Below are 22,307 nucleotides of genomic sequence, written 5' to 3' on the forward strand. Positions count from 1 at the left end.
AGAAAATGGACGAATCGAGAGAGTTGAATGCCGTCATTGATGTGATTATGCTAGCAGGAACCATCCTCCTGAAAAGTGGCTCAGAGATTCATCGGGTTGAGGATACTATGATCCGTATTGCCCATTCGCAAGGAATAATGGATTGCAATGTTCTTGCCATGCCCGCAGCTATTTTCTTTTCTATCGAAAACACCAATATTTCTCGGATGAAACGGGTGACCTCATCCTCTTATAACATTGAGAAAGTCTGTGATGTCAACCAAGTATCACGGGAGCTTGTCGGAGGTCAGATTGATCTCTCGACAGCCTTTAAAAAGCTGAAAGAAATCGGCAATCAAGCCCTTCCTTATACCAAGTTCCAAGTGACCGTAGCAGCGACCCTCAGTGCCCCTTTCTTCTCGATTATGTTTGGGGGCAATGTCTATGACGCTTTTGGCGCAGCTATTGCGACCTTATTTGGATTTGCCTTCTCTCTCTACGTAGAGAAGTTTGTCCGCATTCCTTTTGTAACGGCCTTTGCGGGTGCTTTTGTTTTCGGATTGATCGCCCAGTTCTGGGCCCGCTATACAGGATTTCCTTCGACAGCAGACCTGATTATAGCAGGAGCGGTCATGCCCTTTGTTCCAGGGATTGCTCTGACAAATGCGGTACGGGATATCATGACCAACCATATCAACTCTGGTATGAGCAAGATGTTTGAATCTTTGCTCATTACCCTCGCTTTAGGGGCTGGCACCTCTGTCGCCCTGGTTTTGATGACATAAGATGACTCTAACAAGTATTTTGCTCCAAGCAGTGGCGAGTTTACTCGCCATTATCACCTTTCTAATCGTACTGAATGTTCAACGCTCCATGCTCCTACCTGGTGGTGTTTTGGGAATGGGCGTTTGGCTCCTCTATCTCGTCCTCAAAGAACCAACCAATGTTATTGTCGCGACCTTTATCGCAGCAGTAATTGGCTCTTGCATCAGTCAGATTTTAAGTATTGTCTATAAGACACCAGCGGTGGTCTTTGTCTTGGCTATTCTTGCCCCCTTGGTGCCAGGTTATTTATCCTATCGAACGACAGCTTTCTTTGTGACAGGCGATTACAGCCATGCAATTGCTAGCGCGACTTTGGTGGTTATGTTAGCTCTTGTTATTTCTATTGGAATGGCAAGTGGAACGGTGATTTTAAAGCTTTATTACTACATCCGCAAACAACGAGGAATCTCTTCCTAATGCAGTCAAAGCAAAGACTTGATTTGTTGAATCAAGTCTTTTTTCTCTCTTTTGTTCCTATTTGTGATAAAATAGAATGAAACGATTTTTTACAATGAATGAAAATACAGAGGTAAATATGACAATCGGTATTGATAAGATTGGTTTTGCGACCAGTCAATATGTCTTGAAATTACAAGACTTAGCAGAAGCGAGGGGAGTTGACCCCGAAAAATTTAGCAAGGGACTCTTGTTAAATGAAATTAGTATTGCTCCACTGACTGAGGACATTGTTACCTTGGCAGCTAGTGCAAGCAACTCTATTTTAACAGACAAAGAAAAAGAAGAAATCGATATGGTCATCGTGGCGACTGAGTCAGGGATTGACCAGAGTAAGGCAGCGGCAGTCTTTGTTCATGGCCTATTAGGCATTCAGCCTTTCGCCCGTAGCTTTGAAATCAAAGAAGCCTGCTATGGAGCGACAGCTGCCCTTCATTATGCTAAATTGCATGTGGAAAATTCTCCAGAGTCTAAGGTTTTGGTTATTGCCAGTGATATTGCCAAGTACGGTGTCGGAACTCCGGGTGAACCAACTCAGGGTGCTGGAAGTGTGGCGATGTTGATCACCCAAAATCCGCGCATTATGGCCTTTAACAATGATAACGTTGCCCAAACGCGCGACATCATGGATTTCTGGCGTCCGAACTATTCAAGCACTCCTTATGTAAACGGCATGTACTCGACCCAACAGTATCTTGATTGCCTGACAACGACTTGGGATGAATACAAGAAACGCTACGATTGGACTATGGCTGACTTTGCGGCCATCTGCTTCCACTTGCCTTATCCTAAGTTGGCCTTAAAAGGCTTGCGCAAGATGATGGACAAAACTTTGTCTAAAGAAAAACAGGATAGTTTGCAAGAGAACTTTGACAAGTCCATTCTCTACAGTCAGATGATTGGGAATATTTATACAGGTTCCCTCTTCCTCGGTCTCCTCTCCCTTTTGGAAAATGCAGAGACTTTGAAGGCTGGAGATAAAATTGCCCTCTACAGTTATGGAAGTGGAGCGGTTTCAGAGTTCTTTAGTGGAGAGCTGGTTGAGGGCTATGAGGCTTACCTTGATAAGGATCGTTTGAGCAAACTCAAGCAACGTACAGTCTTATCTGTTACAGACTATGAAAAAGTCTTCTTCGAAGAGGTACAGTTGGATGAATCTGGTTCAGCCCAATTTGCAGCTTATGAATATCAAGACTATGCCTTGGTGGAGATTATCGACCACCAACGCCGTTATAGCAAGGTTGAAAAATAATGAAGTTAAGTTGGAATGGATTTTCTAAAAAAACATACCATGAGCGCCTGGAGTTGCTGAAAGCTCAGGCGCTCCTTAGTCCTGAAAAGCAAGCGAGTCTGGAGCAGGATGAACAAGTCAGCTTGGCAGTTGCAGACCAGCTGAGTGAGAATGTGGTAGGAACTTTTTCTCTGCCTTATTCCATCATTCCAGAGCTTTTGGTGAACGGTCAGGACTACACAGTTCCCTATGTGACAGAAGAACCGTCTGTGGTTGCTGCGGCCAGCTATGCTAGCAAAATCATCAAGCGAGCAGGTGGCTTTACTGCTCAAGTACATGAGCGCCAGATGATCGGTCAGGTGGCCCTTAATCAAGTTGCTGATCCAGAGCTAGCGCAAGAGAAGATTGCCAGCAAGAAAGCCGAACTCTTAGAACTTGCCAATCAAGCCTATCCTTCTATCGTCAAACGTGGAGGTGGAGCGCGTGATTTGCATGTAGAGCAGATCAAAGGTGAAACAGACTTTCTCGTTGTCTATCTCCATGTCGATACCCAGGAAGCCATGGGAGCCAATATGCTCAACACCATGCTGGAGGCTTTGAAACCAGTCTTAGAAGAACTCAGTCAGGGACAGAGCCTTATGGGGATCCTGTCCAACTACGCGACTGATTCTCTGGTGACTGCAAGCTGTCGTATCGCCTTTCGCTACTTGAGTCCCCAAAGGGACCAAGGACGAGAAATTGCGGAGAAAATAGCCTTGGCCAGCCAGTTTGCGCAGGCTGATCCCTACCGAGCGGCTACCCATAATAAAGGGATTTTTAATGGTATTGATGCCATTTTGATTGCCACGGGTAATGACTGGCGTGCCATCGAAGCTGGGGCTCATGCCTTTGCCAGTAGAGATGGACGCTATCAAGGTCTTAGTCAATGGACGCTGGACATGGAAAGAGAAGAATTGGTCGGTGAGATGACCCTACCCATGCCGGTAGCGACCAAGGGTGGCTCTATCGGTCTCAACCCACGTGTAGCCCTTAGTCATGAACTACTAGGAAATCCTTCAGCCAAGGAATTAGCTCAGATTATCGTGTCCATCGGTCTTGCCCAAAACTTTGCGGCCCTCAAAGCCTTAGTAAGTACGGGCATCCAGCAAGGTCACATGAAATTACAGGCCAAATCCCTAGCTCTCCTAGCAGGTGCTAGTGAGTCTGAGGTTGCTCCCCTCGTTGAGCGCCTCATCGCAGATAAAACCTTTAACTTAGAGACAGCCCAGCAATATTTAAAAGTCTGGCGGTCTTAACCAGTTGAAACCGTGCTATTAGTCTCAAAAAATGAAACATAAGGAAAACAAGTTCATTGTCAATTGAAAAGTCTCACATATAACGAAGAACAGGAGAGGATTACATTATTCTCTCTTTTTTTGATATTTGAATCACAGAGAATGTACCCATTTTCAACAATACAATCCCTTTACAGTTAATTTAAGGGAAATATCATCCATTTCTTACTTTAGGGTATGGAAGTGAAGCAATTCTATGGTGAATGGTTTTATAGTAATAAAGATCATTCTAGTAATGTTTTAAAACTCCTCTAAAAAGGATTTTCCCATTCTTATGTTTACACTACTTTAGAAAACAGCATGTTTTTGTAACCCCTTCCATGCTTGTTGTTGTATTTTAAAACTTTTAGGTATAAAATGGAAATATATAAAATGGGATGAAGAGGGGATGAATCATGTCTAAGAAAAAGTCCGATACTCTTTGGGCTAAGAAAAAGGAAGAAAATGGTAGATTTTTTTGGTTACCCTTGTCTCAGCATCTAGAAGATACAAAAAATATAATTGGACTTCTCTGGGAGCATTGGTTAAGTGAGGGGCAAAAAAAGCTGATTGAGGATTCTCTGGATTCAGTAACACATGATGGCGGTTTAGGGAAACGACTTGCACAATTTTTAGCTGCTGTTCATGATATCGGGAAAGCAACTCCAGCTTTTCAAACTCAAAGAGGATTTGCAAATTCAGATGATTTGGATATTCAACTATTAGAAAAATTGGAGCAGTCAGGATTTACTAAAATTAGTTCACTTCAACTATCATCACCAAAAAAGAGTCATCACAGCCTTGCAGGTCAATATTTGCTATCTAGTTATGGTGTTCAAGAGGATATTTCGACTATTATTGGTGGACACCATGGACGACCGATTGATACGATTGAGGATGTAAAAAATCAAGGGAGCTATCTTTCAAACTATTTTCAAAATGAAAGTAAGGAGAGTGCTATCCATAAGAATTGGGATTTGGTTCAAAAAGAAATCTTCAACTGTGCTTTAGATGAGTTGGGGTTTGACTCTGTGAGAGAGCTTCCTAAAATTAAACAGCCAGCTCAAGTTATCTTATCAGGATTGCTGATTATGGCTGACTGGATCGCTAGTAACGAGCACTACTTTCCTTTATTGAGTGTCAATGAAAAAGAGGAGGTAGATAAGTTAAGACGCCTTCAAGATGGGTTTGAAAGGTGGAAAAAAACTAGTTTGTGGCAACCTAAATATATCTCAAAACCAGATAGTCTCTATAAGGAAAGATTTGGATTTGAACCTAATAATGTTCAATCAACCTTATCTCATGTTATTACTCAAATATCTAAACCTGGGATTGTAGTTCTAGAAGCACCAATGGGGTTAGGGAAGACAGAAGCTTCATTGATTACAGCAGAGCAGTTAGCTACTAAGACGGGAAGAAGCGGTCTTTTTTTTGGTTTACCAACTCAGGCGACATCGAATGGGATTTTTAATCGTATTGAAAAATGGGTTGAAAGTTTAAAAGATGATTCTGAAGACATACTATCTATTCAGTTGGTACACGGGAAAGCAGCTCTAAACGAAGATTTTTTAAAACTTAAAGCTAATACATTTAATTTTGACGATGTAGAAAATGGTAGCGTTATCATTAATGGATGGTTTTCTGGGAGAAAGACTTCGGCTTTAGATGATTTTGTAGTGGGGACTGTTGATCAGTTCTTAATGTTAGCATTGAAACAAAAACATTTAGCTTTGCGTCATCTAGGTTTTAGTAAAAAGGTTGTTATTATTGATGAAGTTCACGCCTATGATGCTTATATGAGTCAATATTTGATGGAGGCGATAAAATGGATGGGAGCCTATGGTGTTCCAGTAGTCATTTTGTCAGCGACATTACCTTCTCAACAAAGAGAAAATATCCTTAAAAGCTATATGTCTGGGATGGGGATCAAATGGCGAGATATTGAAAATACGGACCAATTAAAGACAGACGTTTATCCTTTAATCACTTATAATGATGGCTCAGAGATTTATCAAGTTACAACATTCAATAAGCAAAACATAAAAGACATTCACATCATTCGTTTACAAGAAGAGCAGTTATTGGGAACTGTTAAAGATGCCCTTGAGGGCGGTGGAGTAGTTGGAATCATTGTCAATACAGTGAGAAGATCCCAAGAGTTGGCAAGAAACTTTTCGGAAATTTTTGGAGATGATATGGTGGAATTACTTCATTCCAGTTTTATTGCGACCGAAAGAATCCAAAAAGAGAAAGAATTATTACAACAAATCGGAAAAAATGTAGACCGTCCACATAAGAAAGTTATCATTGGAACTCAGGTGATTGAGCAATCCTTGGATATTGATTTCGATGTGATGATAAGTGATCTGGCACCTATGGACTTGCTAATACAACGTATTGGACGACTTCATCGACACCAAATAGACCGACCTCAAAAGCATAAAATAGCTAGGTTTTACGTTTTAGGAACTTCCCAAGAGTTGGATTTTGAAGAAGGAAGTAGTTTTGTTTATGGTGATTATCTGTTAGCCAGAACTCAGCACTTTTTACCAGATATCATGAGATTACCAGATGATATTTCACCATTAGTCCAGAAAGTTTATAGTCCAGATTTTACAATTGAGTTTTCAAGTCAGGAATTTCAGCAAAAATATTTAGATGCTAAGACGGAGCATGATGTCACGATTAAGAATAAGGAAACAAAGGCAAGAACATACCGTATCAATGATCCTGTCTTAAAAATATCGAGACATAGAAACAATAGTCTGATTGGTTGGTTGAAGAACCTGCATCCAAACGATAGTGAAGAAAAATCTAATGCTCAGGTTCGTGATGTTGAAGATACAATTGAAGTGATTGCTTTAAAAAAAATGTCTGATGGCTATAGCTTATTTATTGAAAATCAAGATATATCTCAGAATATTGATAATCCTTTGGTCGCTAAAAAAGTAGCACAAAATACTTTACGACTTCCTATGAGTTTATCCAAGGGCTATAATATCGATCAAACTATTGAAGAGCTTGAAAGGTATAACAACAGCTATTTAAGTCAATGGCGAAATTCATCATGGTTAAAAGGAGCTCTCGGGATTATTTTTGATGAAAACAATGAGTTTATTCTCAATGGGTTTAAACTCTTATATGATAAAAAATATGGGATTACAACGGAGAGGTTAAATAAGAATGAGTCGATTTAATTTACTAGATGAACCCTGGATTTCTGTCGTTTATGATGAAAAAGGAACAACAAAAGAAGTTTCCTTGCAGGAATTATTTATAAATGCTCATCAGTACAAAGATTTAGCAGGAGATACAAAAACGCAAGATTTTGCTGTGCTGCGAGTTTTGCTGGCTGTGTTACATACTGTCTTTTCACGCTTTGATGCAGATGGTAATGTCTATGAGTATCTGGCAGTAGATGAGCGGTTTAAACAAATTGAGCCTGTGGAAGAATCTGATATTGCTGACTATCAGGATGATTTATATGATACATGGATAGATCTTTGGGAAAGTGGTAAGTTCCCAGACATTGTTAGTCATTACCTAGAAAAATGGCGGGATCGCTTCTACTTATTTGATAAGGAATATCCATTTTTTCAAGTTAGAAAAGAGGATATTGTAGCAGACAAAATTAGTAAAGCAAAAGCAAGCAGTATCTCTGGGAAAAATATCAATAGAACGATTTCAGAGAGTGAGAATAAGTTAGCCTTATTTTCCCCAAAGAATAGTAAAAATAAAGAACAACTGACTGCTTCCGAAGTTACACGATGGCTTTTAACTTTTCAAGGGTACTCAGGATTATCCGATAAAGTTATTTTTGGAAAAGAAAAATATAAAGTGTCAAAGGGCTGGTTGTTTGATATCGGGGCAGTTTTTATACAGGGAACTTCTTTATTTGAAACGCTGTTACTAAATTGTATCTTGCCATTCTATGATCATGGTAATTTAGAAAGTATTCAATGTCCCTGTTGGGAATTTGCTAGTTCTGATAATATTAATCGCTATTTGTTTGGTAGTGAATGTACAGATTTAGCTAATCTGTATACGATTTGGAGCAGAGGGATTTATATTGATCCAGAATATGATTTAAATAAGCCTTTCTCTTTTGAGATTGTAAAATTACCCGAAATTAATCATCGGGACAATTTTTTAGAGCCGATGACAACATGGAAATATAATACTACAGGAGAAAATAAAGATAGCTATACTCCTAGGAAACATCTCTTGAATCAATCGTTGTGGCGGTCATTTGGTTTGCTAGCAGTAGAAGATAGAACAGGGCACTTTAGAAAACCGGGAATTATTGATTGGCTCGGAGATATAGGTGACATAATAGGAAATAGATTATTTAATATTATTTCCATTAGTATGCAGGATGATGGAAATGCTACTTCATGGCTTCCAACTGATGAAGTTATTGACTCTATACTTATCAATGATTTAGTTTTGGCGGATTTTAATGAGAGTGGTTGGGTACCACGTATTAATGAGGTGGTAGAAGAAACAAAAACTGTCATTTCCAAAGTATATAAACGCTATATAGAGGAACTAAAAGAAATCAGGAATATCTCAAACAACAATTATACTAATCAGATGGTTGAAATGCTCTATTTCAAAATCGATCACCCTTTTCGAGAATGGTTATCCAGTATCCTACCAGATGATGAAAAGGATCCTAAAATCAAAGAATGGAGAGATTTGCTGAAAAAAATGGTTAAAGCTGAAGCAAAGAGCATCTTAGGTCACGGAGGAACTAGGGACTACCTCGGCATTGAAAAAGATGGTCGAATAAAAAATATTGCAACTGCCTATAATTCATTTGAATATTTGCTTCATCAACAATTAAAATAGGAGGTGTGTGTGTTGGAACAATCCAAACAGACAGTTGGTTCTGTCACAAAAAGAATTATTAGACAATTGAGTTATGAGTTGGAGTCACCATTGAGTAAAGCCGCACTGGCCAAAATTAGAAAAACGTTGGGTAAACCCTTGAGCGATGCAACAGATATCTGGCCGATTTTATTTGAGCATTTACCAGAGGAGTTCGTCAATTCATACCAGCAGCCTAGCTATGAGGAGTTAGCGATTTATACAGCTATCCAATTTTACGCCTTACATCAACAAGGAACTTCAACCAGTGTGATGTTAGATGAGCCCGATACTTATCAAAATATCGGTTCTGCTCTTAGTCAACTTCGAAAAGGAGATGACACGACAGCCATTGACAGAAGGTTCAATGTTATGATTACATCATCAACTTTTGAAGAGTTGATCTACCATTTACGCCACATGATGATGTTGCTCAAAACAAAGTCTCCTGCTACAAAGGTTGATTATGCTAAGTTAGCTGAAGACTTGTATTGGTTTTTAAAAAATGTACAAGAAAATCTTCGCCTAAATTGGGCAAGATCATATTATAAACAAATCAAAGGAGAAAAACACAATGACAACTAACCAACGCTTATTTTTAGATATTCATGCTATACAAACCTTGCCACCTTCAAATATGAATAGAGATGATACAGGTAGCCCAAAGACTGCTCAGTACGGTGGCGTAAAAAGATCGCGCGTGAGTTCTCAAGCTTGGAAGAGAGCTATAAGAGACTATTTTAATACTTATGGAGAACAGTCAAATGTCGGTGTCCGAACAAAAGACATTGTAAGGTATGTTGCGGGTAAAATTGTAGAACTAGATAATTCTATCAGTTTTGAAGATGCACTAACCAAAGCAGATACAGTCTTGATAGCTACTGGAATTAAGAAAAAAGGTAAAGTCAAGGCACTTTACTTTATGGGGGATAGACAAGCTGAGAAATTAGCTCAAGCAGCCTATGAAAATCTGACTGATAAAAAGGAACTTCAAAAACTAGCTAACTCAAATCCAGCCATTGATGTTGCTATGTTCGGTCGAATGGTAGCTGAAGATCCAGTTCTAAACGAGGATGCTTCCTCTCAAGTTGCTCATGCTATTTCAACACATGCTGTACAAACTGAATTTGATTTCTTTACTGCTATTGATGATTTAGCTCCAGAGGATAATGCAGGTGCAGGTATGCTGGGAACCATCGAATTTAACTCTTCTACGCTCTATCGTTATGCCAATGTTGCGATTCATGAATTATCAAAACAACTAGAGGATGAGAAATCCTTAAAGAACAGTTTGAATTTATTCATCGAAGCATTTGCAAATTCCCTCCCGACAGGAAAAGTGAATACTTTTGCCAATCAAACTTTACCGCAGGCTCTAATCGTTTCTTTGCGTGATGATCGTCCTGTTAATCTTGTCAGTGCTTTTGAAGAACCAGTTAAATCAACGGATGGTTATGTGGCGAAATCTATTGAAAAACTGTCTAAAGAGTATACAAGAGTTGAAAAATTCGTGAATAAACCACTTTTGACTTTCTATGTGACTTTGGATGAAAATGAGAGTTTAAAACAAATTGGTGAGGAAAAATATTCAGTTTCAGAATTATTAAAAGATTTTTCGGAAACCTTAGAACAATTCCTCAAAAAATAGGTGAATGGCATGAAGACTATTTTGTTGAAATTTGCTGGTCCTTTGCAATCTTGGGGGACAAGTTCACATTTCGAAACAAGACATACGGATTTTTATCCTTCTAAGAGTTCTGTTATTGGGTTGATTGCTTCAAGTCTAGGATATCGTCGAGACGATGATGAAAAAATTGTTCGTTTAAACGAGCTGGATTTTGCAGTTCGAGTGGATCAACAAGGAAATTTACTCAGAGATTTTCATATTGCACAGAAGTATACAGAAAAAGGAAAGTTTGAACGAAATTATGTCACAAATCGTTATTATTTAGAAGATGCTGTTTTTGTAGTGGCTCTTTCTCATAATAATGAGCAGTTTTTGGAAATGATTTTACAAGCTTTGAGAAATCCCTATTTCCAACCATTTATGGGAAGAAGGGCTCTGCCGTTGACTGCAGATTTTATCTTAGGTGAAACTGAGATTGGAGCAGTTGAAAGTTTGAGAACTCTTGAATGGCAAGCTTCACCATGGTTTATGAAGAGAAAGTTTATGGATGCCGTAACTTTAGAAATCTATTCTGATAGACATTTAACCGATAGAGGTATTTATCAATTGAGACAAGATGTTGTCAAGTCTTTTTCACAAAAGGGGAGAAGATTTGGCTATAGGTATGAAACTAGAGAACTGGTTCAAGTTCGGAATTCGTTTCGAGATAAAAATACGGCACATGATGTTTTTAAGAGTATAGGAGATTGATGGTATGTATATCTCAAGAGTAGAAATTGATCGGACCAATCGCCGAAAAATTAGGCGCTTAACACATATAGGCGCATATCATGCTTGGGTAGAAGAGAGTTTTCCAGAAGAAATGGAACAATCTATTCGAACAAGAAAATTATGGCGTATAGATCGTATCCAAGATAAAGATTACCTGATTATTGTTAGTAAAAATAAACCTGATTTACAAGGATTAGAAAAATATGGGGTTGCTGGTAGTGCTCAAACCAAGGATTATCAACAATTTTTAGATAACATCTATACTGGTAGCCGAATGAAATTTCGAGTGGTGCTTAATCCAGTTATTTCCTTAGTATCACCAGATAATCTTAAAAGAGGTATTGTAAAACCTCATATTACGAGTGAACATCAGATGAATTATCTAGTAGAACGCTCTGACAAAAATGGATTCTCACTGATAAAAGAAGATTTTTCAATCGTTGAACGTGGTTATGAGGTGTTTAAAAAAGCTGTTAAACCTATCCGATTGATAAAGGTTGTTTATGAAGGGGTCTTAACAGTTAGTGATGCAGATCTTTTTAAGAAGCTTTTGACTGAAGGAATGGGAAAGAAAAAAGCATACGGTTTTGGTTTAATGACCGTTATTCCATTGGGAAACGAATCATGGTAAAAAAAAGTGGAACGAAGAAAACATCTCTGCGAGAACTTCCTAAAATAAGTGATCGTGTCAGCTTTATTTACGTAGAACAGTTTTTCCCGCACACGCGGGGGTGATCCCCAAATCTTTTTCAGCGACGTATTCTGTACCACGTTTTTCCCGCATACGCGGGGGTGATCCTACCACTGCTCTTGCGATATTCTTTGCCAATCTGTTTTTCCCGCATACGCGGGGGTGATCCCGTGACTTTCCGTTTGGTGACTGATTATAGCCTATTTTTCCCGCACACGCGGGGGTGATCCCGGTTAAATCAACTTCGCCCACAAAGGTTTTAAATTTTTCCCGCACACGCGGGGGTGATCCTAGAACCATGTTGTTCGTAAGTGTTCAATGAGAATTTTTCCCGCACACGCGGGGGTGATCCTTCAATCTATGAACTCTTATCATGGCTACAACGATTTTTCCCGCACACGCGGGGGTGATCCTTGACTACGTAGCGCAAAGACATAGTTTTTCCCGCACACGCGGGGGTGATCCTATGAAAAAATCTCTAAAGAAATTGATAAGTTAGTTTTTCCCGCACACGCGGGGGTGATCCTACTCCTGAACATAATACTTTTGAGCTGACTGCGTTTTTCCCGCACACGCGGGGGTGATCCTATGCTCCGAAATTCGAGAGCAGATGACGGATTGTTTTTCCCGCACACGCGGGGGTGATCCTACTTTTTATTTCCTATATTCCTTTAATTTCAAGTTTTTCCCGCACGCGTGGGAGATTGACTACATAAAATGAGATATAAGAAAAATATCCCTATTGAAAACTGATAAATTAGAGATAGGAGTGTTTTATTATAGGAAAAAAGCATATTCTGTGTAAATGAAGATATCTTACATAACAAAGGAGAAGACAAGTGAATCGAATGAAGTCATCATGGAGACATTTGGTAACAATAACATCAGTTGGGTAAAAAACTTGTAGAAGAGTATAAGAAAATTTGCCTTGTATCTGTTGCCTTAGAGTGTTTCAGAACTAAATGTTCAACATTTTTTGATTGGAAAAACGAGACTAAAATCCTTCTGCCAAATCCCTAGCTCTTCTAGCAGGTGCTAGTGAGTCCGAAGTTGCTCCCCTCGTTGAGCGCCTCATCGCAGATAAAACCTTTAACTTAGAGACAGCCCAGCGCTATCTCGAAAACTTAAGATCATAAAAAACTCAGACGAATTCGTCTGAGTATTTTGTACTTAAATACTTTTTCCTGGTAATAGGGTGACTGGTAAGAAGTAACCAGTTGTCGCTACTTCCTTGCCTTCAATCTTCTGTAAAAGAAGATCAACAGTGAGTTGGGCAATCTCTTTCATAGGTTGCTTAATCGTTGTCAGGTGAGGATAGTAGTTCTCGATAAAGTAAGTCCCATCATAGCCGATGACCTTGAGCTCATCAGGAACAGAAATTCCCAGCTCTTGAGCGATTTTGATCACTAGAATAGCTGTCAAATCATCTGAAGCAAAAATCGCATCTGGTTTCTGATGGGTCAAGATATTCTTGATTTCCATTTCTTTTCGGACGGGCGAAAAGTCACTGGAAACATTGATAATAGGCGCTTTTGGGAGTACAGAGGCAAAGCCAGCATGGCGCAGTCCAGTCGGTGAATTCGAGTTATCATTTCCTGTAATCATGATGATAGACTGGGCTCCAGTCTTAACCAGTGTTTGGGCTGCGAGAACCCCGCCACCATAGTTATCAGAGGAGACGACAGGGATGTCTGGAGACAAGTTTCGGTCAAAGGAAATGATCGGTGCCGTCACACGATTGTAGTCTTCGATTCCCAAGTTGTGACTTCCAGAAATGATACCATCGACCTGATTGGCCTCCAGCATTTCAATGTACTCCCGTTCTTTTTCAGAGTCGTGTTCGCTGTTACAGATGATGGTCTTGTAGCCATTTTTGAAGAGTTGGTGTTCCAATTTGTCAATCAACTCCGCATAAAAGACATGACTGATGTTTGGGAAAATAAGTCCAATCAACTTGGCAGATTTTCCTTGGAGGCTTCGAGCCAGATTATTAGGCTTGTAGCCTAGCTCTCGCATGGCTTCATTGACCTTGAGAATGGTTTTCTCAGATAGATAACCCTTTTTATTGATGACCCGTGAGACGGTAGTGGGGCTGACGCCTGCAAGTTTTGCGACATCAGTTAGTTTTGCGACCATAATCTAATTCATAGTAAGTTCCAGTTGGGTTTCCAAACTTGATGAGGATACCGTTTTGATCCACATGTGGGAAGACACGACCAGAAAATACTTTTTCTCCTTTATTGATGAAAATTTCAAAGACTGACTTATCGATGAAGATAGTGGCAGTAGTAGCTTGGTTATCGATAGGGCAAGAACGAGTAGTACCAAATTCTTGGGCGTACTGTTCACCAGCCTGACTACGATCCACTGTCACCTGTCCATTGACAAGGTCAAAGTGGATGGAAAGCCCCTTGCCTTCTTTATCAGCGAGCAAGACAATCTCGCTTTGGCTATTGGCCTCCAAGTTGAGCTCGAGTTCATAGGTGTTATTGGTTTGAGTACGATTTGAGAAGGCCTCTTCAGAAGAACGAAGTTCTTTGACGGCTGCGACCGGATATTGGTAGAGTTTGCCATCTTTGATAGTGAGTTCTTTGACTAATGAGAAGGTTCCTTGGTGGTCAAAACGGTCAGATGGGTAAGAAACATCTGGTAACCCAAGCCAGCTTACTGCCAATGTACGTCCATCCGGAGCGTTGAAGGCTTGAGTCGCATAGGCTTCAAAACCATAGTCTAGATTTTGCAATGGAGACACATCTACCATTTTGGCATTTTCAGGATCAAAGGATGCTCCGATTTTGTACATGTTTGGATAGATATTATCATAATCTAGAACACCTTTATCCAATCCTTGTGGGCAGTAGAGAAGAACAGGTTGTTCGCCTACAAAGACTAGATTTGGACATTCCATCATGTAGGCAGTGCGGTCGTTAGCAAAGTTAAGGTCGCCAACTGCTTGCCAGTTTGTGTAGTCATTGTCCACAGCCTTGTAGAGACGGACGAAGCCTTTTTTCTCCAAGTCCTGTCCACCGACGATAGCATAATATTGACCCTTGAAGTTAAAAATTTGCGGATCGCGGAAGTGGTCTGTAGAGTCTGCTGGCTGGTCAATCAAGATCTTGTCAATCTTTGTAATCTTGCCATCCTTGTCCATCAAAGCGCCAATCTGGTATGGGTGCCGGATCCAGTTTTCATCACGGACATTTCCAGTATAAAATAGGAACAACTGATCGCCAAACTGCATGGCAGAACCAGAGTAGGCACCGTGACTATCCAATGGAGTATCTGGCAAAACTTTGACTCCAGTTTCTGTAAAGCGCACTAAATCATCACTTTCAAGCTGCACCCAAGACTTCAATCCATGGGATGCGCCAAAGGGGAAGTTCTGGTAAAAGAGAATCCATTTGCCATCGAAATAAGAAAAGCCATTTGGGTCATTGAGAAGGCCCATTTTAGGCTCGACATGGTAACGAGTATGCCAAGGAGATTGAGCCATCTTTTCCTTGATTTGTTTGATTTCATCATTAGACCAGTCTTCATAGCGTCTGTAACGGCGCTCGGTTGTCCATTCCATTTTATCTTTCCTCCATAAGTTCTATTCTATTATTAATAGTAAACGTTTTCGACAAAAAAAGCAAGTCTTTTATGTTAAAAAAAAGAAAAATATGTCAAACGATTGCCAGAAATCAAGTGAAGGAAATCTAGCAAATTTTCACGAAAAAATGAAAGAAAATGTAAATAAAAGCCTTGGTTCCTCAAGTATAAAGATATTTTTTTGAGGAAAAAGAGAATATCCCTCAAAAACAAGCAAAAATAATCAGAGAAAAAAGAAAGATAATAAAAATTTCTGCAAAACGCTTGACATATTTTAGAAACGTGATAAAATAATAGTCGTAGGGCGAATAAAATCGCTTTCAAACAAGAACAAAATTTTATAAGGAGATTTTTGCAAATGAACAATCAGGATATTGCAAAAAAGGTCATCGAAGCCCTTGGCGGACGTGAAAATGTCAACAGTGTAGCCCACTGCGCGACTCGTCTACGTGTCATGGTCAAAGATGAAGGGAAAATCAAGAAGGAAGTGATTGAGAACTTGGATAAAGTTCAGGGAGCTTTCTTTAACTCAGGTCAATACCAAATCATCTTTGGGACTGGTACAGTAAACAAGATGTACGACGAAGTGGTTGCACTTGGTTTGCCAACATCTTCTAAAGAAGATATGAAAGCAGAAGCTGCTAAACAAGGAAACTGGTTCCAACGTGCTATCCGTACTTTCGGTGACGTCTTTGTACCAATCATTCCAGTTATCGTAGCGACAGGTCTCTTCATGGGTCTTCGTGGTCTCTTGAACGCTCTTGGAATCACACTTCCAGAAGATGTCACCATTTACAGCCAAATTCTCACAGATACAGCCTTCATCATCTTACCAGGTTTAGTTGTATGGTCAACCTTCCGCGTATTCGGTGGAAATCCAGCCGTTGGTATCGTCCTCGGTATGATGCTGGTTTCTGGTTCGCTTCCAAACGCTTGGGCAGTAGCATCAGGTGGTGAAGTAACAGCTATGAACTTCTTTGGCTTCATTCCTGTTGTTGGTTTGCAAGGTTCCGTTCTGCCAGCCTTCATCATTGGGGTGGTCGGAGCCAAGTTTGAAAAAGCTCTCCGCAAAGTAGTTCCAGATGTCTTGGATCTTTTGGTGACACCATTCGTGACACTTTTGGTTATGTCTATCCTTGGACTCTTTGTCATCGGACCAGTCTTCCACGTCGTTGAAAACTACATCCTTCTCGGAACAAAAGCGATTCTTGGCTTGCCGTTTGGTCTTGGTGGTTTGGTCATCGGTGGGGTTCACCAATTGATCGTCGTATCAGGTGTACACCACATCTTCAACTTGCTTGAAGTGCAGTTGCTTGCTGCGGACCATGCCAACCCATTTAACGCCATCATCACTGCTGCTATGACAGCTCAAGGGGCTGCAACTGTTGCCGTTGGTGTTAAAACGAAGAATCCTAAACTGAAAACACTTGCTTTCCCAGCTGCTCTTTCTGCCTTCCTAGGTATTACAGAGCCTGCTATCTTCGGGGTAAACTTACGTTTCCGTAAACCATTCTTCCTTTCATTGATTGCTGGTGCTATCGGTGGTGGATTGGCATCTATCCTTGGACTTGCTGGTACTGGTAATGGTATCACCATCATCCCTGGTACAATGTTGTACGTTGGTAACGGTCAATTGTTCCAATACCTTCTTATGGTAGCTGTATCATTCGTTCTTGGTTTTGCCCTTACTTACATGTTTGGTTACGAGGACGAAAAAGAAGTTGCTTCTGAAGTTGCGACAGAACGTTTGGTTCAAGAAGAAACAACTGGTAACATTCCAGTGGCTCCTCAAAGTGAAACAATCCAAACTCCAATCGTTGGGGATGTAGTTGCCCTTGAGAATGTTAACGACCCAGTTTTTTCAAGTGGTGCAATGGGACAAGGGATCGCTGTAAAACCTAGCCAAGGTGTGGTTTACGCACCAGCTGATGCGGAAGTATCGATTGCTTTTGCCACAGGACATGCTTACGGTTTGAAGACAGCTAATGGAGCTGAAATCTTGATCCACGTTGGTATCGATACGGTGACTATGAACGGTGAAGGCTTTGAACAAAAAGTTGCACAAGGCGACAAGGTCAAAGTTGGTGATGTTCTCGGAACCTTTGACTCAAACAAAATCGCCGCTGCAGGTCTTGACGACACAACAATGGTTATCGTAACCAACACAGCAGACTACGCTTCTGTGACACCAGTCGCAAGCGGTTCAGTTGTCAAGGGTGACGCTATCATCGAAGTGAAAGCCTAGTCCTCTTCGAAAATCAAATCTAAAAACAAAACGAACAAATATTATGTTTGTTCGTTTTTACTTGGATGGTAAGATTTACAGAGGAAAATCTAAAATATTGAGAAATCTAGCCCTTTAAAATGTGCTATAATAGAGAAAACAAAGATAAGAGGTTTATCATGACAAAATTATATGGAAGCTTAGAAGCGGGCGGTACAAAGTTTGTCTGTGCTGTCGGAGATGAAAGTTTTAACGTTGTAGAAAAAACACAGTTTCCTACAACAACTCCTATCGAGACTATCGATAAAACCATTGAGTTCTTCTCAAAATTCGATAATCTTGCAGGTCTTGCCATCGGTTCCTTCGGTCCCATTGATATCGACAAAAACTCAAAAACCTATGGCTTTATCACAACGACTCCAAAACCTCACTGGGCAAATGTAGACCTACTTGGTGCCCTTCGTCGTGCCCTCAACGTACCCATGTATTTCACAACTGACGTAAACAGTTCTGCCTATGGTGAAGTGGTTGCGCGTAACAATGCTGGCGGCCGCATCGAAAACTTGGTTTACTACACGATCGGTACAGGGATCGGTGCAGGTGTTATCCAACGTGGTGAGTTTATCGGTGGTGTGGGTCACCCTGAGATGGGTCACTACTATGTGGCTAAACACCCAATGGATGTAGAAAAAGAATTTAACGGCGTTTGTCCTTTCCACAAGGGCTGTTTGGAAGGCTTTGCGGCTGGTCCAAGTCTCGAAGCCCGTACAGGTATTCGTGGTGAAAATATTGAACTCAACAGTTCTGTCTGGGATGTTCAAGCCTACTACATCGCTCAGGCTGCGGTCAATGCTACCGTGACGTTCCGTCCAGACGTCATCGTCTTTGGTGGTGGGGTTATGGCCCAACAACACATGCTGGACCGTGTACGTGAGAAATTCACTGCTCTTCTCAATGGTTACCTACCAGTACCAGATGTGCGTGACTACATTGTCACTCCAGCAGTCGCAGGCAATGGTTCTGCCACACTTGGAAACTTTGTCCTTGCTAAGAGTGTCGCAAAATAAAACAAAGAAAATATCCGCTTGGGAAACCAAACGGATGTTTTGTTTGACGAAAATGTTTTTGAGCCTTTCCTTAAGTGATGACGGACGGTAGCGACTTTCTTCGAAATTCCATACCTAAACTTTGAGCCTAATGTCTCAAAGTTTCCGAACACCTGAACCCATTAGATTTCAGGTGTTTTTATCACGGCGGAAAGGCTAGGTAAGTCCTCGATTCACTATCGAAAAGTTGGCATGATTTCCATACCAAAGTATATTTAGTATCAGGCTATTTTCTATTCTCAAAACATCTGCCAGAAGAAATCAATAATATAAGTCAAACCATAAGTGTAAACCACTAGGGTAAAGGGCTTGGTCAAAATGATAATGATCATATAGCGTTTGAAGGTCATCTTGGTGAGGGCAGCCAGCATACACAGAAAGTCAGCTGGGCTAACTGGCCAGATCATCATAAAGATAAAGAACCGCTCGAAACGATTGCCCTTATCTAGCCAACCGATGTACTTGTCATAGGTGCGCTTGCTGACGACCGACTGAACAAAGGCAGCTCCATAGAGACGCACCAGGTAAAAGATAATAGCACAGCCAATCACGATGCCGATATAGTTATAGATGGTTCCAATGATATGGCCGTAAATAAAGACCCCAGCCACTGAGGTCAAAGCTCCCGGAATGATCGGAACGACGGTTTGTAGGATCTGTAAAAAGATAAAGAGTGGTGGTCCCCAAACCCCAGCTTGCTGGATAAAGGCCGATAGGGTTTCCTTGGACTGTAAAACCCCCGCCTGATAGGCCCAAATACAGAAAATCAAGGTGCCGACTCCCCCGACGATAGATGAGATATTAATGACTTGCTGTAGAAGGGGAGAAACAGCTTTCATTTGCTTATCCTGTGACATGTAAACTCCTCATAGATAGTATGATTCTACTATACCATATTTTGTGGAGAAAAACTATCTGGATTATCTGACTGGAGAAATAAGTGTGGTAAAATGAGAATAAGAAAATGACGGTATAGAATGAGGGGTATCATGTTAGGTTTAAACTTTAAAGGAAGCTGGCGCCAATATCAAAAACAGGTCTTGGATCGTTTTCAGGACTATCAAGCAGACGGTCATGTTCATCTAGTGGCCGCTCCAGGGTCTGGAAAGACAACCATTGGTATCGAGCTAATCGCTCGTTTTGGCAACCCAGCCCTCATCTTAGTTCCGACTGTCACCATTCGCGAACAATGGGTGGATAGAATACAAACTGCTTTTCTAGAGGATGGTCAGAGGCTTTCAGACCTCGTTTCCCAAAACTTAAAGGAGATGAAGGTATTAACGATTGTGACTTATCAGGCTTTTCATAGTGCCATGAACCAACTGCAATCACAAGAAGATGGAGAAGCAGAGGATTTTGTGGGGTTTGATTTGCTTGCAAGCCTAAGAGCTCAGAAAGTTGCGACTCTTTGTTTGGACGAATGCCACCACCTGCGCAATGAATGGTGGAAAAGTCTGGAAGCTTTTCGCAAGCAGTATGGACCGCTGAAACTCATCTCCCTGACAGCGACACCACCTTATGACAGTGAGCCTGAACTTTGGGAACGCTATATCCGTATGTGTGGGGAGATCAATCAAGAAATCACGGTACCTGAACTAGTCAAGGAAGACACTCTTTGCCCTCATCAGGATTTTGTCTATATGTGTTCACCAACAGCTGAAGAGGCGGAACGTCTCAAACGATTTGAGGAGACTAAGTGGGACTATATTCATCACCTTATATTCAATCCTGATTTTCAAACATTTGTAGCAGGGTCTAAGGTCCTCAAAGGGGATATTTCATCTGATTTGCTCTTAGAAGATCCCAAGTACTTGTCCGCTATATTGATTTATATGCATTCTCAGGGTTTAACGATTTCTCCCTCTTTACAAAATTTACTGGGAACCCAGAAGCTTCCAGCATTGACCTCATACTGGCTGGAGACGCTGTTGCAGAGCATACTCTATCAGACACCAGATTGGTATGAGGATCCAGATGGATATAGGAAAAAGTTAGAGGCTGACTTGAAGGCGCGTGGGTTGGTGGAAAAACGTCAGGTTTATCTGGTTAAGTCCAAGTCTTCTGATCAGCTTTTAACCCAATCTCTGGGGAAGTTGTCCGCCATTGCCGATATCTTCTGGACAGAGTATGAGAGTCTAGGTCAGGAACTGAGACAGTTAGTACTAGCTGACTATATTCGCAAGGATTTTGCCACCTATCTGGGAGATAATCAGGCAACCATTTCTCAGTTGGGGGTTCTCCCATATTTTGAAAGCATTCGTCGAAAAGCTCAGGAGCAAGAGATATCTGTGTCTTTGGCTGTCTTGTCAGGTAGTGTCGTTATTTTGCCTACCGATGTGGCAGCAGAGTTGAAGGAGCTCTTGCCTCAGGTTCCTCTTAATTTCTCATCTATTGGTCACTTGGATCCAAAAGATTATGTGCAGGTTGGTTTTCCGAGCTCAGCTAAGGGAATCGTAGCGGCAGTGACGGAGCTTTTTCAACGAGGGCGGATTCAAGTCCTAGTCGGAACCAAATCTCTCCTCGGAGAGGGTTGGGATGCTCCTTGTGTCAATTCCCTAATCCTCGGAAGCTTTGTGGGGAGCTTTATGCTGAGTAACCAGATGCGTGGGCGTGCCATTCGTATCTGGCCGGGACATCCAGAAAAGACCAGTAACATCTGGCATCTGGTAGCCGTTCAAGCGCAAGCGCTCATCACTCTTCTTGGTGAGGAGCCTAGACCAGAGAGCAATCAGGATCTGCAGACCTTGTCGCGACGGATGGAGCATTTTCTTGGATTGGCTTATAATCAGGAGAGTATTGAGACCGGTTTAGATCGTTTGGATTTTCCAAAGCCCCCTTTTAAGAAAAAGCAAATCAGAGAGTATAACGAACGGATTAAGATGTTATCCAAGGATCGAGCAGGTTTTCGCAAAAAATGGTACGATTCTCTCGTAGTGGCAGATCAATTTGAGATTGTCACTGAAGTTGCGACTCAAAAACAGAAAATTCCAATCATGCTCCAGTTTGATGCATTAAAATGGGTACGCATGTCTTTGCTGCTGTTAGCAGTGGATTTATTGGTTTTGTTGTTTAGAATGAGACTGATCGGTATTTGGTGGCTTACAGCAGCCTGTCTCCTCTTTTTGGTCTTTGCCTCTTGGCGCTACCTCCGCTATAAGAGTCCCTATAAACGCTTGCAGTCTCTGGGCGAGCAAATCCGAAAGGCTCTGCTAGATTCGGGGCATCTAACGGATGATCAATCCCGTGTTCAGGTAGAAGAGAACAAGGAAAATTATATGGTTTTCGCCTATCTCAAGGGAGGAAGCATGAGGGACAAGGAGTTGTTTGCTCAGACTGTGGGAGAGTTCTTTGCACCAGTGGACAATCAGCGCTATCTCTTGAAGGCAGAGAAAGTCCGACAAGGTCAGTCACCTTACTATGTCGTGCCTAGTCTTTTTGACAAGCGCAAGGAAGAAGCGCAGAAATTCCTTGACTTTCTGACGCCAACTATCGGACGATATCACCTCGTCTACACACGAACAGAGGCCGGACGGAAAAACCTTCTAGAAGCTCGTATCAAAGATCTCTCTAACAAAAACGACCGTACCTTGACTAAGAAGAAGGTTAAAAGCCGGTTGGAGTAGG

Annotated in this window: 16 protein-coding genes and 1 CRISPR repeat array; of the genes, 13 read left to right on the forward strand and 3 right to left on the reverse strand. The window is 41.2% G+C overall.

Annotation, left to right across the window (positions count from 1 at the left end; translation table 11 throughout):
- The first annotated feature begins 5 nt into the window (after positions 1-5).
- From HMPREF8578_RS06935 to cas6e, 10 genes are all read left to right on the forward strand, one after another.
- On the forward strand, positions 6-764 hold the full coding sequence (locus HMPREF8578_RS06935) for a threonine/serine exporter family protein (protein WP_000344542.1): 759 nt from the start codon (positions 6-8) through the stop codon (positions 762-764).
- Position 765: 1 nt separating this feature from the next.
- The gene (locus tag HMPREF8578_RS06940) at positions 766-1,221 is read left to right on the forward strand and encodes a threonine/serine exporter family protein (RefSeq protein WP_000176909.1); all 456 of its coding nucleotides are present in this window, start codon (positions 766-768) and stop codon (positions 1,219-1,221) included.
- Between the two features lie 118 nt (positions 1,222-1,339).
- Complete coding sequence (locus HMPREF8578_RS06945; RefSeq protein WP_025168822.1) at positions 1,340-2,512, forward strand: hydroxymethylglutaryl-CoA synthase; 1,173 nt, start codon at positions 1,340-1,342, stop codon at positions 2,510-2,512.
- The gene (locus HMPREF8578_RS06950; RefSeq protein ID WP_000778361.1) at positions 2,512-3,786 is read left to right on the forward strand and encodes a hydroxymethylglutaryl-CoA reductase, degradative; all 1,275 of its coding nucleotides are present in this window, start codon (positions 2,512-2,514) and stop codon (positions 3,784-3,786) included. The genes HMPREF8578_RS06945 and HMPREF8578_RS06950 overlap by 1 nt, the downstream gene beginning before the upstream one ends.
- 434 nt (positions 3,787-4,220) lie before the next feature.
- Entirely contained in the window at positions 4,221-7,001 is a 2,781-nt protein-coding gene (locus tag HMPREF8578_RS06955; RefSeq protein WP_000038362.1) for a CRISPR-associated helicase/endonuclease Cas3, read from the forward strand.
- Positions 6,988-8,655, forward strand: a complete 1,668-nt coding sequence (locus HMPREF8578_RS06960; RefSeq protein ID WP_000086037.1) for a type I-E CRISPR-associated protein Cse1/CasA — start codon at positions 6,988-6,990, stop codon at positions 8,653-8,655. The genes HMPREF8578_RS06955 and HMPREF8578_RS06960 overlap by 14 nt, the downstream gene beginning before the upstream one ends.
- Before the next feature lie 9 nt (positions 8,656-8,664).
- Positions 8,665-9,258 carry a type I-E CRISPR-associated protein Cse2/CasB gene (gene casB / locus HMPREF8578_RS06965; RefSeq protein ID WP_000893380.1) on the forward strand — a complete coding sequence of 198 codons (594 nt, stop codon included), beginning with the start codon at positions 8,665-8,667 and terminating at the stop codon, positions 9,256-9,258.
- A complete protein-coding gene (gene cas7e / locus HMPREF8578_RS06970) occupies positions 9,248-10,321 on the forward strand; it encodes a type I-E CRISPR-associated protein Cas7/Cse4/CasC (protein WP_000210568.1) in 1,074 nt (357 codons plus the stop codon). Before casB ends, cas7e begins: the two co-directional genes overlap by 11 nt.
- A gap of 9 nt (positions 10,322-10,330) precedes the next feature.
- The gene (gene cas5e / locus HMPREF8578_RS06975) at positions 10,331-11,050 is read left to right on the forward strand and encodes a type I-E CRISPR-associated protein Cas5/CasD (protein ID WP_000849181.1); all 720 of its coding nucleotides are present in this window, start codon (positions 10,331-10,333) and stop codon (positions 11,048-11,050) included.
- A 4-nt stretch (positions 11,051-11,054) separates the two neighbouring features.
- Positions 11,055-11,702 (forward strand): type I-E CRISPR-associated protein Cas6/Cse3/CasE, encoded by a 648-nt coding sequence (gene cas6e / locus HMPREF8578_RS06980; protein WP_000275970.1) that lies wholly within the window; start codon positions 11,055-11,057, stop codon positions 11,700-11,702.
- 79 nt (positions 11,703-11,781) lie between these two features.
- A CRISPR array of direct repeats spans positions 11,782-12,412; the repeat unit is 30 nt; unit sequence GTTTTTCCCGCACACGCGGGGGTGATCCTA.
- Between the two features lie 520 nt (positions 12,413-12,932).
- Here cas6e and HMPREF8578_RS06985 read toward each other — a convergent pair.
- Positions 12,933-13,898, reverse strand: a complete 966-nt coding sequence (locus HMPREF8578_RS06985; RefSeq protein WP_000225977.1) for a LacI family DNA-binding transcriptional regulator — start codon at positions 13,896-13,898, stop codon at positions 12,933-12,935.
- Complete coding sequence (locus HMPREF8578_RS06990) at positions 13,879-15,333, reverse strand: sucrose-6-phosphate hydrolase (RefSeq protein WP_000455339.1); 1,455 nt, start codon at positions 15,331-15,333, stop codon at positions 13,879-13,881. The genes HMPREF8578_RS06985 and HMPREF8578_RS06990 overlap by 20 nt, the downstream gene beginning before the upstream one ends.
- Positions 15,334-15,711: 378 nt before the next feature.
- On the opposite strand from HMPREF8578_RS06990, the gene HMPREF8578_RS06995 reads away from it, so the two are divergent.
- Positions 15,712-17,598: a sucrose-specific PTS transporter subunit IIBC gene (locus HMPREF8578_RS06995; protein ID WP_001064505.1), complete on the forward strand. Its 1,887-nt coding sequence runs from the start codon at positions 15,712-15,714 to the stop codon at positions 17,596-17,598.
- Positions 17,599-17,756: 158 nt separating this feature from the next.
- A complete protein-coding gene (gene scrK, locus HMPREF8578_RS07000) occupies positions 17,757-18,644 on the forward strand; it encodes a fructokinase ScrK (RefSeq protein WP_000164326.1) in 888 nt (295 codons plus the stop codon).
- Between the two features lie 278 nt (positions 18,645-18,922).
- Here scrK and HMPREF8578_RS07005 read toward each other — a convergent pair whose 3' ends face one another.
- Positions 18,923-19,540 (reverse strand): TVP38/TMEM64 family protein, encoded by a 618-nt coding sequence (locus HMPREF8578_RS07005; RefSeq protein WP_000076176.1) that lies wholly within the window; start codon positions 19,538-19,540, stop codon positions 18,923-18,925.
- A 132-nt stretch (positions 19,541-19,672) separates the two neighbouring features.
- On the opposite strand from HMPREF8578_RS07005, the gene HMPREF8578_RS07010 reads away from it, so the two are divergent.
- The gene (locus HMPREF8578_RS07010) at positions 19,673-22,306 is read left to right on the forward strand and encodes a DEAD/DEAH box helicase family protein (protein ID WP_000901157.1); all 2,634 of its coding nucleotides are present in this window, start codon (positions 19,673-19,675) and stop codon (positions 22,304-22,306) included.
- Position 22,307: the final 1 nt, after the last annotated feature.

This window comes from Streptococcus oralis ATCC 49296 (assembly GCF_000185265.1).
Classification (GTDB): domain Bacteria; phylum Bacillota; class Bacilli; order Lactobacillales; family Streptococcaceae; genus Streptococcus; species Streptococcus oralis_BC.

What these genes read in the sequence shown, in the direction of transcription:
- HMPREF8578_RS06935 (WP_000344542.1), top strand. Translation starts at nt 6, where the DNA reads ATGGACGAATCGAGAGAGTTGAATGCCGTCATTGATGTGATTATGCTA.
- HMPREF8578_RS06940 (WP_000176909.1), top strand. Translation starts at nt 766, where the DNA reads ATGACTCTAACAAGTATTTTGCTCCAAGCAGTGGCGAGTTTACTCGCC.
- HMPREF8578_RS06945 (WP_025168822.1), top strand. Translation starts at nt 1,340, where the DNA reads ATGACAATCGGTATTGATAAGATTGGTTTTGCGACCAGTCAATATGTC.
- HMPREF8578_RS06950 (WP_000778361.1), top strand. Translation starts at nt 2,512, where the DNA reads ATGAAGTTAAGTTGGAATGGATTTTCTAAAAAAACATACCATGAGCGC.
- HMPREF8578_RS06955 (WP_000038362.1), top strand. Translation starts at nt 4,221, where the DNA reads ATGTCTAAGAAAAAGTCCGATACTCTTTGGGCTAAGAAAAAGGAAGAA.
- HMPREF8578_RS06960 (WP_000086037.1), top strand. Translation starts at nt 6,988, where the DNA reads ATGAGTCGATTTAATTTACTAGATGAACCCTGGATTTCTGTCGTTTAT.
- cas7e (WP_000210568.1), top strand. Translation starts at nt 9,248, where the DNA reads ATGACAACTAACCAACGCTTATTTTTAGATATTCATGCTATACAAACC.
- cas5e (WP_000849181.1), top strand. Translation starts at nt 10,331, where the DNA reads ATGAAGACTATTTTGTTGAAATTTGCTGGTCCTTTGCAATCTTGGGGG.
- cas6e (WP_000275970.1), top strand. Translation starts at nt 11,055, where the DNA reads ATGTATATCTCAAGAGTAGAAATTGATCGGACCAATCGCCGAAAAATT.
- HMPREF8578_RS06985 (WP_000225977.1), bottom strand. Translation starts at nt 13,898, where the DNA reads ATGGTCGCAAAACTAACTGATGTCGCAAAACTTGCAGGCGTCAGCCCC.
- HMPREF8578_RS06990 (WP_000455339.1), bottom strand. Translation starts at nt 15,333, where the DNA reads ATGGAATGGACAACCGAGCGCCGTTACAGACGCTATGAAGACTGGTCT.
- HMPREF8578_RS06995 (WP_001064505.1), top strand. Translation starts at nt 15,712, where the DNA reads ATGAACAATCAGGATATTGCAAAAAAGGTCATCGAAGCCCTTGGCGGA.
- scrK (WP_000164326.1), top strand. Translation starts at nt 17,757, where the DNA reads ATGACAAAATTATATGGAAGCTTAGAAGCGGGCGGTACAAAGTTTGTC.
- HMPREF8578_RS07005 (WP_000076176.1), bottom strand. Translation starts at nt 19,540, where the DNA reads ATGTCACAGGATAAGCAAATGAAAGCTGTTTCTCCCCTTCTACAGCAA.
- HMPREF8578_RS07010 (WP_000901157.1), top strand. Translation starts at nt 19,673, where the DNA reads ATGTTAGGTTTAAACTTTAAAGGAAGCTGGCGCCAATATCAAAAACAG.